This window comes from Thermoleptolyngbya sp. M55_K2018_002 (assembly GCF_015295965.1).
Taxonomy (GTDB): domain Bacteria; phylum Cyanobacteriota; class Cyanobacteriia; order Elainellales; family Elainellaceae; genus Thermoleptolyngbya; species Thermoleptolyngbya sichuanensis.
The window spans coordinates 1-15,903 of record NZ_DVEA01000254.1 but is presented as its reverse complement, the minus strand read 5'-3'; the positions used below and the strand labels follow the sequence as shown (position 1 = coordinate 15,903).

The 15,903-nt window shown below is 57.3% G+C and carries 16 protein-coding genes and 1 tRNA gene; 11 read left to right on the top strand and 6 right to left on the bottom strand.

Going from position 1 to position 15,903, the window contains the following annotated elements; all coding sequences use genetic code 11:
* Positions 1 to 107: 107 nt before the first annotated feature.
* The 3 genes from IGS51_RS12645 to sufR form a co-directional block, all read right to left on the bottom strand.
* Positions 108 to 180: transfer RNA gene (locus IGS51_RS12645), tRNA-Phe, on the bottom strand.
* 144 nt (positions 181 to 324) lie between these two features.
* Positions 325 to 786 (bottom strand): PPC domain-containing protein, encoded by a 462-nt coding sequence (locus tag IGS51_RS12640; protein ID WP_297078716.1) that lies wholly within the window; start codon positions 784 to 786, stop codon positions 325 to 327.
* A gap of 301 nt (positions 787 to 1,087) precedes the next feature.
* Positions 1,088 to 1,735 (bottom strand): iron-sulfur cluster biosynthesis transcriptional regulator SufR, encoded by a 648-nt coding sequence (gene sufR, locus IGS51_RS12635; RefSeq protein WP_297078715.1) that lies wholly within the window; start codon positions 1,733 to 1,735, stop codon positions 1,088 to 1,090.
* A 139-nt stretch (positions 1,736 to 1,874) separates the two neighbouring features.
* Here sufR and IGS51_RS12630 point away from each other — a divergent pair, with 139 nt between their 5' ends.
* The 7 genes from IGS51_RS12630 to IGS51_RS12600 all read left to right on the top strand — a co-directional run bounded on the left by IGS51_RS12630 (position 1,875) and on the right by IGS51_RS12600 (position 8,584).
* Positions 1,875 to 2,228, top strand: coding sequence for a ferredoxin-thioredoxin reductase catalytic domain-containing protein (locus tag IGS51_RS12630; protein ID WP_277774012.1), 354 nt, complete (start codon positions 1,875 to 1,877; stop codon positions 2,226 to 2,228).
* 177 nt (positions 2,229 to 2,405) lie between these two features.
* Entirely contained in the window at positions 2,406 to 3,842 is a 1,437-nt protein-coding gene (gene sufB, locus IGS51_RS12625; RefSeq protein ID WP_297078714.1) for a Fe-S cluster assembly protein SufB, read from the top strand.
* A gap of 20 nt (positions 3,843 to 3,862) precedes the next feature.
* A complete protein-coding gene (locus IGS51_RS12620; RefSeq protein ID WP_297078713.1) occupies positions 3,863 to 4,507 on the top strand; it encodes a restriction endonuclease subunit R in 645 nt (214 codons plus the stop codon).
* 144 nt (positions 4,508 to 4,651) lie between these two features.
* A complete protein-coding gene (sufC, locus tag IGS51_RS12615; RefSeq protein ID WP_297078712.1) occupies positions 4,652 to 5,431 on the top strand; it encodes a Fe-S cluster assembly ATPase SufC in 780 nt (259 codons plus the stop codon).
* 14 nt (positions 5,432 to 5,445) lie between these two features.
* Positions 5,446 to 6,801: a Fe-S cluster assembly protein SufD gene (sufD, locus tag IGS51_RS12610; RefSeq protein WP_297078711.1), complete on the top strand. Its 1,356-nt coding sequence runs from the start codon at positions 5,446 to 5,448 to the stop codon at positions 6,799 to 6,801.
* A gap of 29 nt (positions 6,802 to 6,830) precedes the next feature.
* Positions 6,831 to 8,093 (top strand): SufS family cysteine desulfurase, encoded by a 1,263-nt coding sequence (locus IGS51_RS12605; protein ID WP_297078710.1) that lies wholly within the window; start codon positions 6,831 to 6,833, stop codon positions 8,091 to 8,093.
* Positions 8,094 to 8,146: 53 nt separating this feature from the next.
* On the top strand, positions 8,147 to 8,584 hold the full coding sequence (locus tag IGS51_RS12600; RefSeq protein WP_297078709.1) for a peroxiredoxin: 438 nt from the start codon (positions 8,147 to 8,149) through the stop codon (positions 8,582 to 8,584).
* 175 nt (positions 8,585 to 8,759) lie between these two features.
* Here IGS51_RS12600 and IGS51_RS12595 read toward each other — a convergent pair whose 3' ends face one another.
* Positions 8,760 to 9,590, bottom strand: a complete 831-nt coding sequence (locus IGS51_RS12595; RefSeq protein ID WP_297078708.1) for a metallophosphoesterase — start codon at positions 9,588 to 9,590, stop codon at positions 8,760 to 8,762.
* Positions 9,591 to 9,770: 180 nt separating this feature from the next.
* Here IGS51_RS12595 and cofG point away from each other — a divergent pair, with 180 nt between their 5' ends.
* Positions 9,771 to 10,766 carry a 7,8-didemethyl-8-hydroxy-5-deazariboflavin synthase subunit CofG gene (gene cofG, locus IGS51_RS12590; protein WP_297078717.1) on the top strand — a complete coding sequence of 332 codons (996 nt, stop codon included), beginning with the start codon at positions 9,771 to 9,773 and terminating at the stop codon, positions 10,764 to 10,766.
* Here cofG and ribD read toward each other — a convergent pair.
* The gene (gene ribD, locus IGS51_RS12585; protein WP_297078707.1) at positions 10,763 to 11,878 is read right to left on the bottom strand and encodes a bifunctional diaminohydroxyphosphoribosylaminopyrimidine deaminase/5-amino-6-(5-phosphoribosylamino)uracil reductase RibD; all 1,116 of its coding nucleotides are present in this window, start codon (positions 11,876 to 11,878) and stop codon (positions 10,763 to 10,765) included. The two genes, cofG and ribD, sit on opposite strands and share 4 nt — an antisense overlap.
* Before the next feature lie 215 nt (positions 11,879 to 12,093).
* Here ribD and IGS51_RS12580 point away from each other — a divergent pair, with 215 nt between their 5' ends.
* Together IGS51_RS12580 and IGS51_RS12575 are read left to right on the top strand one after the other, a co-directional pair.
* Entirely contained in the window at positions 12,094 to 12,402 is a 309-nt protein-coding gene (locus IGS51_RS12580; RefSeq protein WP_297078706.1) for a hypothetical protein, read from the top strand.
* Positions 12,403 to 12,534: 132 nt separating this feature from the next.
* A complete protein-coding gene (locus IGS51_RS12575; protein ID WP_297078705.1) occupies positions 12,535 to 12,948 on the top strand; it encodes a secondary thiamine-phosphate synthase enzyme YjbQ in 414 nt (137 codons plus the stop codon).
* 50 nt (positions 12,949 to 12,998) lie between these two features.
* Here the strand turns inward: IGS51_RS12575 and IGS51_RS12570 are convergent, their stop codons facing one another.
* A complete protein-coding gene (locus IGS51_RS12570; RefSeq protein WP_297078704.1) occupies positions 12,999 to 14,291 on the bottom strand; it encodes a hydroxymethylglutaryl-CoA reductase in 1,293 nt (430 codons plus the stop codon).
* Positions 14,292 to 14,691: 400 nt separating this feature from the next.
* On the opposite strand from IGS51_RS12570, the gene IGS51_RS12565 reads away from it, so the two are divergent.
* Positions 14,692 to 15,654 (top strand): homogentisate phytyltransferase, encoded by a 963-nt coding sequence (locus IGS51_RS12565; RefSeq protein ID WP_297078703.1) that lies wholly within the window; start codon positions 14,692 to 14,694, stop codon positions 15,652 to 15,654.
* Positions 15,655 to 15,903 lie beyond the last annotated feature (249 nt).

The following is a 15,903-nucleotide window of genomic DNA, read 5'->3' as shown; positions in this document are numbered from 1 at the left end:
AAACCCCTTGCTATTCCGTGCACGACACGTACGGAATAGCAAGGGTTTCAGCTTATCCCGAATTCACGTCATTTACGTAAGAGTCTCATTCACTGACCTAGAATAAATGCCAGGAGGCGGACTTGAACCGCCGACACGAGGATTTTCAGTCCTCTGCTCTACCAACTGAGCTATCCCGGCAGATGAAGCTTCCTGAAGGCTTGGAGCAACCCAAACGCCTTTGGAAAACTTCAGCGCTTAATTAAGCTAACAGACTTTGAGAGATCTTGGCAACCCCTTTTGAAGGGCGATCGCCATTTTCTCTGTCTTTAACCTCCAGCATGGCTAGATGGGGCGTAGCCGAGTCACCTTTAGCGTAAACCGCCCACTGCCCTGGCCGCCGTAGGGACGCACCCGCAGAATGTAATTGCCGTCTTGAGTAATCCGCATAAACAGCAGCGAATTAGTGGTTCCATCGGGGCCGTCATCATTTTCGCCAATAGTGGTGCCGTCGGGCGCAATCAGCGTAATGATGGTGTCGAATTCGTCGGAGAGCAGATCCATCACCACCTGGTCGCCCTTTTGAAAAGTTACGACGTAATCGCGAGCAAAGCCCCCAAATCCAGTCGGAATATCCTTGTCCGAAAGGGTGTCCGTCACCTCATTGCTGGAAGGCAGAGGGATGGGGTTATACATCGTCCTGCCTTGTTGGGTGGCGCTCTGGGCGTAGGCTGGTGTCCCTAGCCCGATCAGGAGAGAAGCCACAGACAAGAGCAAGGAGGCATTGAGCGAGCGAAAGTGCGTCATGAGTAAGGTGAGTGGTTGAAAGAGGGGGGACGAGTAGGCAATGCAGACCTGGGCAAGACCGAAGGCGGGTGAGATTTTGCCTCGGAAGAGTTTCGTTCATTATGCCCCAACTCTTTACGCAAAGCGTCAGGTTTAACAACCCTGCAACACTCAGGCAAGCCTATCGTGAGGAGGATAGGCAGAAGGGCGATCGCCCAGCCAGTTGCTCCATCAAAACCGTCGATGCATGATCACCGATGCATGATCACCGACGCATTGTGGAAAGATGCATTGTGGAAAGATGCATTGCGGAAACCGAGCGCTACTGCGCCTGAATCAGGTAGCCGCAGCGATGTTCTCCATTGGCTAACCAGTGCGTTCGCTGAACGCGACAGTCTCCCAGCGCCATCTCAAACATTTCTAGCTCATGACCACACACGCTGGGAAACGACTCAGCAATGTGCGAAATAGCACAGTTATATTCCGTAATAATGAACTGCGGCTCCGCCCCGTCTTCAGGTTCAACAAAGTGCCACTCGGCCATGTAGCCTTCGGCTTTTCGCAGATCAACCAGCCGCATGACTCGCTCTTGCAACGTGCCCGCACCGACCTGCTTGCGATATTCCAGGGCTTTTTGTTCCCACTGCTTGCGAAGAATGGACCCCATCTGATCAGGGCCGACGGTTTGTGCCAGAGTCGTCAGCAAAGACACAGCAAACTCGTCGTAGCGCTCAGGCAGGCGATCGCGCCCCTCTCGACTCAGCCTATACAGATAGTTGGGGCGACCCATCCCTACCTGCATCGCCTCATGTTCCACCAAACCCTCATCCGTCAGATCTTTTAGATGACGGCGTATCGCTTGGGGGCTAATTCCGAAATGCTCTGCCAAAGCCTGAGCGCTCACCTGCCCCTGCTTGGCGAGGTAGTGCAGAATGTCTTGCTTGGTGGACGGTTGCTGAGTTGCGGTCATCGTCCCTCAAAAGCGTCGAAACGCCTTACAATTAACTTTGACAACTAAAGTGTTGCTAAAGTACCTTTACAATAGAACTAAAGCAACTCTCAAGTTGTTTTAATTATAGGCATGAATCGTTCGCGCTGTCGCCCTACTCATGGAAAAACCAACTCAAGCTTCTGAAAAGAACCTGGAACTGATGCGGAGCTTCGCAGAAAGCTACGCAAAGCGCACTGGCACCTACTTTTGCGTTGATCCAGGCGTTACGGCAGTGGTCATCGAAGGCCTCGCCAAGCACAAAGACGACCTGGGTGCGCCCCTTTGCCCCTGCCGCCACTACGAAGATAAAGAAGCCGAAGCGGCCGCAGCTTATTGGAACTGCCCCTGCGTCCCCATGCGCGAACGCAAAGAATGTCACTGTATGCTCTTTCTCACCCCCGACAACGACTTTGCAGGCGACAAGCAGGAAATTAGCCTCGACGAAATCCGCGGAGTTACAAGCCAGTACTAGAAGTCGAGTCTAGGGAACCGGAGCAGCCACTGCAGAAGCATTTCATCACAGATGCATTTGGCTTATGCGGTTCCCTGTTCCAACTGGTTCTCTTCGCCAAGCTGAATCTAGGTCAGTACCACCCTCCCCTTCGCGCCCAGTCCTCAATTCCAAACACCCAATCCCTTAACCCTCAAAATGTCTACCTCTGTCAAATCTCTTGTAAATCAGCCCTACAAATACGGCTTTGTCACCGAGATTGAGTCCGACACTATTCCGCGTGGGCTAAGCGAAGACGTGGTGCGGCTCATCTCTGCTAAAAAGAACGAGCCAGAATTTATGCTGGAGTTTCGCCTCAAGGCCTATCGCCAGTGGCTCAAAATGGAGGAACCTAACTGGGCTGCGGTGGGATATCCGCCGATCGACTATCAGAGCATCGTCTACTATTCCGCGCCCAAGCAGGCAAAAAAACTCAACAGCCTGGAAGACGTTGATCCAACCCTGCTGGAAACCTTTGAAAAGCTGGGCATTCCACTTTCGGAGCAGAAGCGACTGTCCAACGTGGCGGTGGATGCCATCTTCGACAGCGTTTCGGTCGCCACGACCTTCCGCGAAAAGCTGGCGAAGGAGGGAGTCATCTTCTGCTCGATCTCGGAAGCGATGCGTGAGTATCCGGATCTGATTCAGAAGTATCTGGGCAGCGTTGTTCCGGTTGCAGACAATTACTTTGCTGCGCTCAATTCAGCGGTGTTTTCCGACGGGTCGTTCGTCTACATTCCCAAGGGCGTTCACTGTCCGATGGAGCTTTCGACCTACTTCCGGATTAACAATGGTGAATCCGGACAGTTCGAGCGGACGCTGATTGTCGCAGAAGAAAGCAGCTACGTTAGCTATCTGGAAGGCTGTACCGCGCCGATGTTCGACACGAACCAACTCCATGCCGCTGTGGTGGAATTAGTCGCACTAGACAATGCCGAAATCAAGTATTCCACCGTGCAAAACTGGTACGCCGGAGACGAAAACGGCAAGGGCGGCATTTACAACTTTGTGACGAAGCGCGGCCTGTGTCAGGGCGTGAATTCCAAGATCTCGTGGACGCAAGTCGAAACGGGGTCTGCTATCACCTGGAAATATCCAAGCTGCGTACTGGTGGGCGATAACTCCGTGGGCGAGTTCTACTCTGTTGCCCTGACCAACAATATGCAGCAAGCCGACACGGGGACTAAGATGGTGCATGTTGGCAAAAACACCCGCAGCACGATTATTTCCAAGGGCATTTCCGCAGGCAAGTCAAAAAACAGCTACCGCGGGCTGGTGAAGATTGGCCCCAAGGCAGACGGCGCACGCAACTATTCCCAGTGTGACTCGATGCTGATTGGCGACACTGCTGGCGCAAACACCTTCCCCTATATCCAAGTGCAAAATAGCACGGCACGGGTGGAACACGAAGCGTCTACGTCCAAGATTGGCGAAGACCAATTATTTTACTTGCAGCAGCGCGGCATTTCCGTTGAGGATGCCATCTCCATGATGATCAGCGGCTTCTGCAAGGACGTGTTTAACCAACTGCCGATGGAATTTGCAGTGGAGGCCGATCGCCTCTTGGCGCTAAAGCTCGAAGGCAGCGTTGGGTAGTTTAGGAGCCTGATGGAGTCATGGTGCAAACTCTCCAAGCTAGAGCAACTGACCTGCAAACGCTGACTCACAACTTTGGGTTGTCGTTAGTTGAGGATGAGTCATTTTTCTGGGAATGGAGAGTTGATTTACCAGAAATCACAGAATCTGAGCGGCAATTTCTAGATCGGGTGCGTGCAGGATATCTGAATCTGCTCGAAAGTCCTCCCTTTTTGGAGAGAGCGGTGCAGATGGCAGTGCTTGGGCCCATGCTCTTTTTGGCTGGCTTTTATCTACCCCCATTCCATATTCGGGCTGAGAAATCTGTGGAGATTTTGGCAGAAGATGACGGCTTAGTCGTGAAGGGACAAATTGATGTCTTGCTGCTGAAGGAACAGTTTTGGACGCTGGTCATCGAGTCTAAAGAGTTTTCTTTTGCGCCCGAGGTAGGATTGACGCAGCTTCTCACCTACATGCTGGCGAGTCCCAATTCCGATAGGCCGTGCTTTGGATTAATTGCGACAGGCGGTGCTTTTTTGTTTGTGAAGCTTGTCCGGCGTGGCGGTATAGATTCTCCTGAAGAAAAACAGACTCAGTATGCGTTGTCTGACCAGTTTGCGACCCGAAACCGAGTCAATGGAATTTATGATGCTTACAAAGTTCTGAAGCGAATTGGACAACTCTGAATCGATACCTGAATCAATAGTCCATAGTCGATATCACTATTAGATCTGAACTAGATCTGAGTTAATAACTTTGAGTCGATAACTTTAAGTCAATAGCTTTGAGTCAATAACAGAGAGCGCAGCGTAAGAGAGGAAATCTAATCCATGATTGGTAGTAACGATGTGATTTTATCGGTGAAGGATCTCAGGGCTGAGGTGGACGGCACGGAGATTCTGAAGGGTGTGGATTTGGAAATTCGGGCGGGCGAAATTCATGCCATTATGGGGCTGAATGGCTCTGGAAAAAGCACCTTTTCTAAGGTGATTGCTGGACATCCGGACTATGAAGTAACGGGTGGCGAGGTGATTTACCTGGGGCAGAATTTGCTGGAGATGGAACCTGAAGCGCGATCGCGCTCTGGTATTTTCCTCGCTTTCCAGTATCCGCTGGAGATTCCCGGTGTGAGCAATCTAGACTTTTTGCGCGTCGCCTACAATGCCAAGCGCAAGCACCAGGGGCTAGAAGAACTGGATGCCTTTGATTTCGACGAACTGGTGCGCGAAAAGCTGGACGTGGTAAAGATGGACGCATCTTTTCTCAGCCGCAGCGTGAACGAGGGCTTTTCGGGTGGTGAGAAGAAGCGCAACGAAATCCTGCAAATGGCCCTGCTGGAGCCGAAGCTGGCGATTTTAGACGAAACGGATTCGGGACTGGACATTGACGCGCTGAAGGTGGTGGCAGATGGCGTAAACCAGCTTGCGAACGCTGAGAACGCCATGCTGGTGATCACGCACTATCAACGCCTGCTGAACTACATCGTGCCCGACTATGTGCATGTGATGGCGAATGGTCGAATTATCCGCACCGGCACGAAGGAACTGGCGCTGGAGCTAGAGGAGCGCGGCTATGAGTGGGTGCTGGAAGACGCGACGGTGAAGGCATAGGGGGCGATCGCACGATGACAGTCCAAGTTTCCCCAGAGGTGAGTACACCCATATCGCAAGCCGCTGCTCAGCGGGCCGAGTTCCTTCAGCACTTGCGGCAGTTGGCGCAGGCGATTCCGTCTCAGATTGCAGCCCTGAAGCCACTGCGCGATCGCGCTCTGGGTCAGCTTCAGGAGCAGGAGTTTCCGACTAGCCGCGATGAGGAATGGCGGTTTAACGACTTGTCGGCGCTGCTCAGCTTGAAGCTGACGACGGCTGCGGCCAATCCTGTTGTTCGACTAGACGACCTGGAAGCGTTTTTCATGCCGGAAACCGCCAGCCGTCGCTTGGTCTTCGTCAACGGCGTGTATTCCGAGAGCCTGTCGGCGCTGGGAGACTTGCCATCGGGCGTGACGGTGGCCAACTTGGCAGGGCTGGATGCTGCTTGGACAGAACGACTCCAGCCTTATCTAGCTCAGCAGCCCAACGCCGAGGAGCTATTTACCACGCTGAACACCGCTGGCTTGAGCGATGTGGCGGTTGTGTTTGTGCCCAAGAACGTGGAAGCCGCAGAACCGATTCGGCTGTTGTTTGTCTCCACTGCGGCAGACCCACCGACCTTCAGCCAGCCCCGCGTGCTGGTGGTCGCCGAGGCGAATAGCTCGATCACGCTGCTGGAAGATTATCTGGCGATCGCCGACGGAGCCGACGGATCTTACTTCGTCAACCCTATCACCGAAATCTGGCTGGGCGACAACGCCTCGGTGAACCATACCCGCCTCCAGCGCGACAGCCGAACTGCGGTTCACATTGGCAAAACCGCTGTCTCCCTAAAGCGCAGCGCCCGATACACCTGCAATGCCCTCAGCCTGGGGGCGGCCCTGTCGCGCCATCATCTAGAGGTGCATCCCACGGGCGACCAGGCCGAGGTGACGCTGAACGGACTGACCGTGGCCACGGGCGACCAGGAAAGCGACCTGCACAGCGCGATCGCCCTCCGCCAGCCCCACTGCACCACGCGCCAGTTGCAGAAAAACATCGTGGGCGATCGCGCTCACGTTATCTTCAACGGTAAGGTATTCGTGCCGCAAGCCGCGCAGCTTACTGATGCTGGACAGCTTAACCGCAACTTGCTGCTGTCGTCCAAAGCGCGGATTGACACCAAGCCCCAGCTTGAAATCGTCGCCGACAACGTGAAATGCACCCACGGCGCAACCGTTAGCCAGCTTGAGGCCGACGAAGTATTTTACCTGCAAAGCCGGGGGATTGATGCCGCCAGCGCCCAGCGGTTGCTGATATACGCCTTTGCCTACGAAATTTTAGAGAAGATTCCCATTGCCTCGCTGCGGGAGTCGCTTGCCTCCTCACCCCTCTTTCGCCCAAACTCCTAGTTCCAGACCCTTAATTCCAAACCCCTGCCATGACCCTTGCCCAAGAACGCACCCTCGCTACCAAAGTCCGCGCCGACTTCCCCATCCTGCACCAGGACATTCACGGGAAGCCGCTGGTTTACTTTGACAACGCCGCCACGTCGCAAAAGCCGCTGGCGGTGCTGAATGCGCTGGAGGACTATTACAAACGCTATAACTCCAACGTGCATCGCGGCGTGCATACCCTCAGCGGGCTGGCCACCGATGCCTACGAGGGGGCGCGAGATAAGGTGCAGCGGTTTGTGAACGCCGCCCACCGCGAAGAAATCATCTACACGCGCAATGCCAGCGAAGCCATCAACCTCGTTGCCTACGCTTGGGGCATGAACACGCTGCAACCGGGGGACGAGATCATCCTGACGGTGATGGAACACCACAGCAACCTGATTCCCTGGCAACTGGTGGCGCAAAAGACCGGGGCAGTGCTGAAGTTTGTGCGGCTGACGAAGACGGAAGAGTTTGACTTCGAGCATTATCAATCGCTGCTGTCGAACAAAACCAGGCTAGTGTCGGTGGTGCATGTGTCCAACACGCTGGGCTGCATTAACCCCGTGACGGACATCACCGCCGCTGCCCATCGGGTCGGCGCGAAGGTGCTACTCGATGCCTGCCAGAGCGTGCCCCACATGCCGATTGACGTGCAGGCGATGGATTGCGACTGGCTGGTGGCTTCGGGCCACAAGATGTGTGCGCCCACGGGCATTGGTTTCCTCTACGGCAAGAAAGAGGTGCTGCGGGCAATGCCGCCGTTTTTGGGGGGCGGCGAGATGATTGCCGACGTGTTCCTCGACCACGCCACCTATGCTGACATTCCCCACAAATTTGAGGCGGGAACGCCAGCCATTGCAGAGGCGATCGCCCTCGGTGCGGCTGTCGATTACCTGAGCGCCATCGGCATGGACAAGATTCACGCCTACGAAGCCGACCTCACCGCCTACCTGTTCCAGCGGCTGGCGGAACTGCCCGAAGTCCGCACCTACGGCCCCCGTCCCGATGCCCGTGGTGAAGGACGCGCTGCCCTGGCCGCCTTTACTACGGGCGCAGTGCATCCCCACGACCTTTCCACCATTCTCGACCAGGCAGGCATCGCCATCCGCGCCGGACACCACTGCACCCAGCCGCTGCACCGTGAGGTCAAAGCCCAATCCACTGCCCGCGCCAGCCTTTACTTCTACAACACCAAGGAAGAAATCGACACCTTCATTGCGGCGCTGAAGGAGGCGATCGAGTTTTTTTGCAGTGTGTTTGGATAAGCCACTTTACCCTTACAATCTGTGACGGAGTGTACACTTAAGGGATTTTTGGTATGGCTCTTTCTGTTGGCGCTCACGCCCCCGGCTTCACGGTCAAAGATACGAACGGCAACACGGTGTCTCTGGCAGACTACGCAGGCAAGACCGTCGTGCTGTATTTCTACCCCAAGGACGACACCCCCGGCTGCACCAAGGAGGCGTGCAGCTTCCGCGATGCCTATAGCGCCTACCAGGGCAAAGATATCGTGGTGTTCGGTGTGAGCCGCGATGACGAAGCCTCGCACCAGGCCTTTACGCAAAAGTTCAACCTGCCCTTCCCGCTGCTGGCAGACGTGGACGGCATCTTGACCAGCGCCTACGATGTAGACGGCGGCGGCTATTCCAAGCGCGTGACCTATGTGATCGACGGTGAAGGTAAGATTGCCAAGGTGTACGATTCGGTAAAGACCGAAACCCATGCAACGGATATTCTTGCAGATTTGGGACTGTAATCCCGCTGACATCTCGCTGACGTGTCAGTTTTCATGATTAAGGCGATCGCCCAGAGTGCTGCTTGGCGTAGGGTGAGGGATCTCGGAGCTTGCTCTCATCCGTTGCCTTTCGTGAGCAGTACTCTGCGCTTTGGTGGTCTTGTTTTGATTCCAGATTGCTTCGATTCAGCATTCCTCAAAACGGGCGGAGGGTGAGCAGCGTCACCTCTGGCGGGCAGAGAAAGCGGCCGGGTAAGTAAGTGCCCAGACCTCGATTCACATAAAGCTGATTGCGTCCGACCGAATGCAATCCCTGGGCCCAGTCCCAATGGCGGACGACGCGGGCACAGGCGCTATTGCCAAAGGGCAGCCAGCGGCGAACGGCGCAGGGCAGCTTGGCGCAGAGGTCAAAATACAACTGCTGGGGCGATCGCACGCCAGGAATCACGATCTGCCCGCCGTGGGTGTGGCCCGAAAGCTGCAAGTCTACGCGATAGTTGGCCAACGCCGCCGCACTGTCGGGATTGTGCGACAGCACCAGGCTCGGCCTGTCGGACGGCAGCGACTCCAGCACCTTGGGTGAAAACGCCTTCGACCAAAAATCCGCCAGCCCCACCAGCGGCAGGGCATCCCCCAGCGGATAGGCAATCTGGTTTCGCAGCACCTCGATGCCGGCCGCAGTGAGCGTGCGAGTAATATAATCCGCCGCGCCGGGTCGATAGGAATCGTGATTTCCCAGCACTGCAAAGCGTCCCAGTCGGCTGTGCAGCGCCCTGAGATGCCTGGACAGCGGCTCGATGGGGCTGGGGTCGTGGGTGACAAAATCGCCCGTCAGCGCCACTAGGTCTGGCTGGAGGCGGTTCACAAGGGCGATCGCCTCTTCTAGCAATTCATCCGACAGGCCCAGCCCGTCGTAGTGAAAGTCGGAAAGCTGGGCAATTCGTAGCCCGTCGCAGGAGGGCGGTAGGTCGGCGATGCGAACGGTAACGCTTTCGAGGGTGAGTGGGCCCGTGAGCAGGGGGTGCATTGTGGGAAAAGGGTTTGTATCAGGGCAATGGGAGGATTAGGACAGGAGCAGATTCGATTAATGCTGAAATTAATAATGCTGTTAACGCTGACACTTAACGCTGACACTGCCGCACGATGGGTCATGTCCACAGTATTGCAAACTTCATCTGAATTAACCTCCCTGCCAGCGTCCGTCCAAATGCGCCGCGTCACCTATAGCCCGTCCTACACGCTCGTTCCGACCTACGAATGCTTTAATCGCTGCACCTACTGCAACTTTCGCGCCGAGCCGGGAACCGATCGGTGGCTGTCGCTGGAACAGGCAGAATTCAGGCTGCGATCGCTCCCCCGTGGCTCCGTCATTGAAGCGCTGGTGCTGAGCGGCGAGGTGCATCCCAAAAGTCATCGCCGGACTGCCTGGTTTCAGCGAATCTATGACCTGTGCGACCTGGCGCTGCGGCTGGGCTTTTTGCCGCACACCAACGCTGGCCCGCTGAGCTATGAGGAACTGGCGCAGTTGAAGCAGGTGAACGCCTCGATGGGGCTAATGCTGGAGCAGGTCACGCCCGCCCTGATGCAGACCGTCCATCGCCATGCACCCAGCAAGCAGCCAGAAGTCCGCCTGCAACAGCTTGAGTGGGCGGGAGAACTGCGGATTCCCTTTACCACGGGGCTGCTGCTGGGGATTGGCGAAACGGCGGCCGACTGGGTAGACACGCTGACGGCGATCGCCCGCCTCCATCGCCGCTATGGGCATATTCAGGAGGTGATTTTGCAGCCCCACAGCCCCGGTTCCTCGCAGACCGAAATCGGCGAACCCTTTGCGCCGGAACAGTTGACAGAGGCCGTGGCGATCGCCCGCCAGCTCCTCCCCGCCGACATCGCCCTCCAAATTCCTCCCAACTTGGTGTCGCCCCAAACCCTGCTGGACTGCCTCGCCGCCGGAGCCACCGACCTCGGCGGCATCAGCCCCATTGATGAAGTGAATCCTGACTACGCCCATCCAAAAGCCGATGCATTAGCCGCGCAGCTTCGGCCCGGAGGCTGGCGACTCGTGCCCCGCTTGCCCGTATATCCGCAATACGACGACTGGCTGTATCCAGCGATTCGAGAACGGGTGCAGGGCTTCAGGGAGTGGATTTCAGAAACCGGGCAGTTCAAGCCGGAATCCGGAGAGCATGACGCTGACCGTTAACGCTGCAAATAGCCCTCGATCAGCAGGTCTGGCCCGATCGCCCGCCACTGGACGCGCTCCAGGGCGATCGCCTCGGTCATCAGCGTCAAACCCAGATCGCCGACGGGAGACGGAGCCGCTGCGCCGCCAATGATTTTGGGTGCGATAAAGGCGAGGACTTTTTGGATAGATCCATCGGCGATCGCCTTTGCTGCCAGCGTGCCGCCGCATTCCCACAGCACAGCCATTGCGCCGCGCGTGTAGAGATTCGCCATGACCGCTGCGGGCGTTAAATCCGCCTGCTCCACCACCTCCACGCCAAGTTTTTGCAAGTGCTGCTGAACGTCGGGATTTGCGCCCGTTTCGGTGAAAACGACGGTGGGCGTTTCGTCGGTCTGCCAGAGCTTCGCGTCGGCGGGCAAATCGAGATGGCGGCTCATCACCACCCGCAGCGGATTGTGGCCCTGTCCGTGGCTGGTCAGCAGCGGGTTGTCGCGGCGCACTGTGTTGCCGCCTACAACCACGGCCTCGCACCCGGCCCGCAGGTCGTGAACCACTTGGCGCGAGGCGGGCGACGTGACCCAGGCGCTATGGCCCGTCGTCGTGGCGATTTTGCCATCCAGCGTCATGGCATATTTCAAAATGCCCAGGGGCTTTTGGTGCGTCATGCGGTAGACAAAGGGTTCGTTGAGCGCCTGACAGGCCGCTTCCTCTACGCCTACTGTGACGGCAATGCCCGCCGCCCGCAGCTTTTCTAGCCCGCGCCCTGCCACCTGCGGATTGGGATCGACCATGCCCACCACCACCCGCGCCACGCCCGCCGCAATGAGCGCATCGGCACAGGGCGGCGTGCGGCCAAAGTGGCTACACGGCTCCAGGTTGACGTAAACCGTTGCACCCGCAGCGCGATCGCCCGCTTCTCGCAGCGCGAATACTTCGGCGTGGGGCTGCCCCGCCTGCGGGTGAAAGCCTTCGCCCACGATTTGCCCGTCTTTGACCACCACCGCGCCCACCATCGGGTTTGGAGCCGTCTGGCCCCGGGCCCGCTGGGCTAGCTCCAAACAGCGGCGCATCATCGGGCAATTCCCGGAGGAATCGCTTCGCGAGTCGCTCTCGTCCTGATTCAATGCCATGCTCCAGTCAGCGCGTAAGGTTAATTCCCACCCAGAAGGGGCCTAGGTAAGTTTAGGCGGCGATCGCCTGCTGCGTTTCCAGGCTAGCGCAGCGGCGTAGCACGAGTAGCATTCTTTGTGGCACTGCAAAATTTGTGTCACTGCAAACACTGCTCAGTCTTCCCACTTTGGGTCAAAATGGTTCGCGTTGATGATGACGAATACTCTGACGATTCATGAATGTCGTCCAGTCCACCTTTGCCAAGCCGCTGCCCTGCTCAGACCTGTCTGCTGAGGAGTCGGAGGTGCTGTATCCCCAGCCGTTTTGCCCAGAGGCGATCGCCCCCCATCGCCGCACCCCGTTCGACTGGGTGGTGAACCTGATAGCGATTGCCCTCGTCGCCGCTGTCTTTCTCAGTGCCCTGCTGCAATTCGTCTTCCTGGCGCTGGGTGTGGTCTTGCTCACTGTTGCCTTCTACGCCCTGTGTCGGCTGATCTGGCGGCTCTACGTCTGGCAATCTCGCAAATTCCACGCCGATTCCTGATTCCTAACTCCGCCTCAACATAAATCCGCCTCAACATAAATCCGCCTCAACATAAATCCGTCTCAACATAAATCCGCCTTAACATAAATCCGTCTCAACATAAATCCGCCTCAACAGAACTCTGCCTCGACCATGCAGCACCAGCAAATTCTCCGCATCTCTACCCAAGGCAAAACGCTGCAAAAAGTCACGGCTCAGGTGGCGCAGGTCGTCGCCGAGTCGGGCATTCGCACCGGACTGTGCAATCTGTTCCTGCGCCACACTTCTGCCAGCCTAATCATTCAGGAAAATGCTGATCCCGACGTGTTGCGGGATCTAGAAACCTTTCTGTCAAAACTGGTTCCCGAAGACTATCAATACATTCACAGCGCCGAAGGGCCGGACGACATGCCCGCCCACATCCGCACCGTGCTAACCCATACCTCCGAACAAATCCCTGTGGGTAACGGTCGGCTCTTGTTGGGAACCTGGCAGGGCATCTACATCTGGGAACACCGCCGCCACAGTCATACGCGGGAGTTGGTGGTGCATGTGTGGGGAGAGTGAGGGTTGGGTGTTGGCGGAGGAGCGAAGAAAGTAAAAACCACCCCATCCCTTCATGCTTGCTCTCCCTCTCCGCTCCCCTTTCGTCGGGCCCGCCGCTCATGGGCGCGGGTAAACTCACCGGAGGTCAGCGCGCCGATGATTGAAAGTTCGCCCGCCAGCAGCAGTCCGGCGCAAACTTCGGCAAAGGCGCGGGCGTGACCACTACCAGCCAGTCCCAGCAGGGTTAGACAGGCCTGCTGGCTAGGCAGTCCCGTGCCGCCGCCGACCGTGCCCACCACGAGATTCGGCAGGGTCACAGCGGCATAGAGGGAACCGTCGGGCGTGACTTCAAACCGGGTGACACCCACAGCAGACTCGGCGACGCAGGCGACATCCTGACCGCAGGCGAGATAGAGGGCGGCGAGGCCGTTGGCGTAGTGCCCCTGCACGCCGATAGTGCCCGTCAGCGTGCCTGCCAGGGCCGACATCCGCCAATAGTCCACCATTTGGGCGGGCGTGGCGTGCAGGCATTTTGCGACCAGATCGGCGGGCAGTGTGGACTCAGCGGTGACTTTCTTGCCGCGCACCGACAGAAACGACTGGGCGCTGGCTTTCTTGTCGCCCGACAGGTTGGCTTCTACGAAGGCATACTGCGGCTGGATTGGCGCGTGCTGCTGAATGTAGTCACAAATGGCCTGGGTGGCGATGGTGACCATGTTTTGCCCGGAGGCATCGCCCGTGGTGAACTGGAAGTCGAGGTAGACGTGGTTGCCCTCGACGGTTACCCGCAGGTCGATCAGCTTGCCGTGGCGCGTGGTGGCTTCGGCGACTTGGCGGAAGGTGTCTTGCTGGGCGATCGCCCACATGACAAACTTGCCTGCATCGATCAAATTGGCAAAGGCAAAGCCTGGAGCGCGACCCAGTCCCTCATTGAGCAGCAGTGTAGTGCAGCCGCCCGCCGCCGTTAGCAGGTGTGCCCCCCGGCTATAGGAGGCAACCAGCGCCGCTTCCGTCGTTGCCAGGGGCACGTAGTAATCGCCCTGGGCAAACAGGCCATTCACCCGCAGCGGCCCGGCAATACCGACAGGAACCTTGACCGTGCCGATGAAGTTCTCAATGTTGTTGCGGTAAGCCTGCATCTGCTCAGCCGTTTGCGGATCGAGCAGGGCAGCTTGCAGATTCTCTGCTGCGCCCAGGGCCTTCCAGCGGCGATCGACGGCAGCAGGCGTAATCCGCGACCCGCCAGGAAACTGGGGCGGCGGCTCCTGGGGCTTGGGCTGGAGGGCTTGCTCAAGCTGAGGAACGGTGCGCGACTGGAGCAGTTGCGCGAGGTGTTGGCCGGCGTGCTGGGCGTAGGTAGACATGGATAGCGGTGAGAGCGCGAGTTGAGAGTAGGAGGGCTGAGGGATTTAGGCTCGGCGGCTTCGAGCGGGTCAGTCCTGACTTGGCTCCGTTTTTGTGAACCCTAACCCCTCGATTCCCAGGTTATGCAGCAAATTTGCGAGTCGGGAAAAAGCGGGTCAGTTTTTCGGACTGGCCACGGGACTTTTGGGCAAGGGAACGTGCGATCGCCCAACAGGTGAACTATCCTAAGTCCTGACAGGATTTCCCGTATTTCCACTGATCCGCTGACCGAGGATCGGCACGGTGGAGGCGGGAGTTCAATGTTTTGCATGATTGCATGATCTGTTGCACCGGATGTTGCGCCAGAAGTTGCACCGGATCATGCACCCGCTATACCCATACACGCTTAGTGAATTTCTAATGGATGATCGTTCGCCTAAGTCAGCTTCTACTGTATCTACTGCGCTCTACGCTTTTTGGAAATTTTCTCGCCCCCATACGATTATCGGGACAACGCTCAGCGTGGCGGGAATTTTTGCGATCGCCCGCGCTCAAGTTGCCCAACCGTTCAGTACCTCGTGGGAAGCCGTGGCGATTCGCGAAGCGATCCTTGTGGGAATTGCCCTCTTCGCCTGTCTCTGCGGTAATGTCTACATCGTTGGGCTAAACCAGCTTGAGGATGTGGATATTGACCGGGTCAACAAGCCACACCTGCCGCTGGCATCGGGCGAGTTTTCGCGGCAGCAGGGCTGGGCAATTGTGGTAACTTGTGGGCTGCTGGCGTTGATGCTGGCGGCGGGGGGTGGGCCCTGGCTGCTGGCGACGGTCGGACTCAGCCTGCTAATTGGTACAGCCTACTCATTGCCGCCCATCCGTCTGAAGCGGTTTCCTGTGTGGGCCTCGTTGTGTATCTTCACGGTGCGCGGCGCGATTGTAAACCTGGGGCTGTTTTTGCACTTTAGCAACGGGCTGGGGCTGCCCAGCGGCATCCCGGCAGAAGTTTGGGCACTGACGCTGTTCATTCTTGGCTTCACGGGGGCGATCGCCCTCTGCAAAGACATTCCCGACCTAGAGGGCGATCGCCGATACCACATCCGCACCTTTGCCCTCAGTCTGGGCAAGCGCCCCGTGTTTCGCATCGTGCTGGGACTGATCAGCGCTTGCTATGGGGGCATCATTGTGGCTGCACCTGCTCTGTCTCGCGCCTCTACGGGCTGGCTGATAGCGACGCACGGACTGGCGCTGGCGGCCCTCTGGTGGCAACAGCGACAGGTCAATCTAGACGACCGCAGGGCGATCGCCCAGTTCTATCAGTTCATCTGGAAGCTGTTTTTCCTGGAGTATCTGATCTTTCCCATAGCCCTCTGGCTCAGCAAGTCCTAGAGCGCGGCATTAATTCCGATACGTTAACTTCAGAAGCCTTGAGGAATCAGCCGTATCGCGCCCTTCCAAACAAATCAGGCTAGGGGCTGAACCTTCCAAGCAACCAGATGTTGAGTAGATATGCTAGGTAGACCATTGATGACAGCCCCTAGCCTCTGCGCCTGACGAGTGCTTTACAAGTGCTTCATTTAGGACTTACGCAGTTGGTAGGACTTACGCGGCTGGGCGATTTCTCGCGGGCGCAGCCTG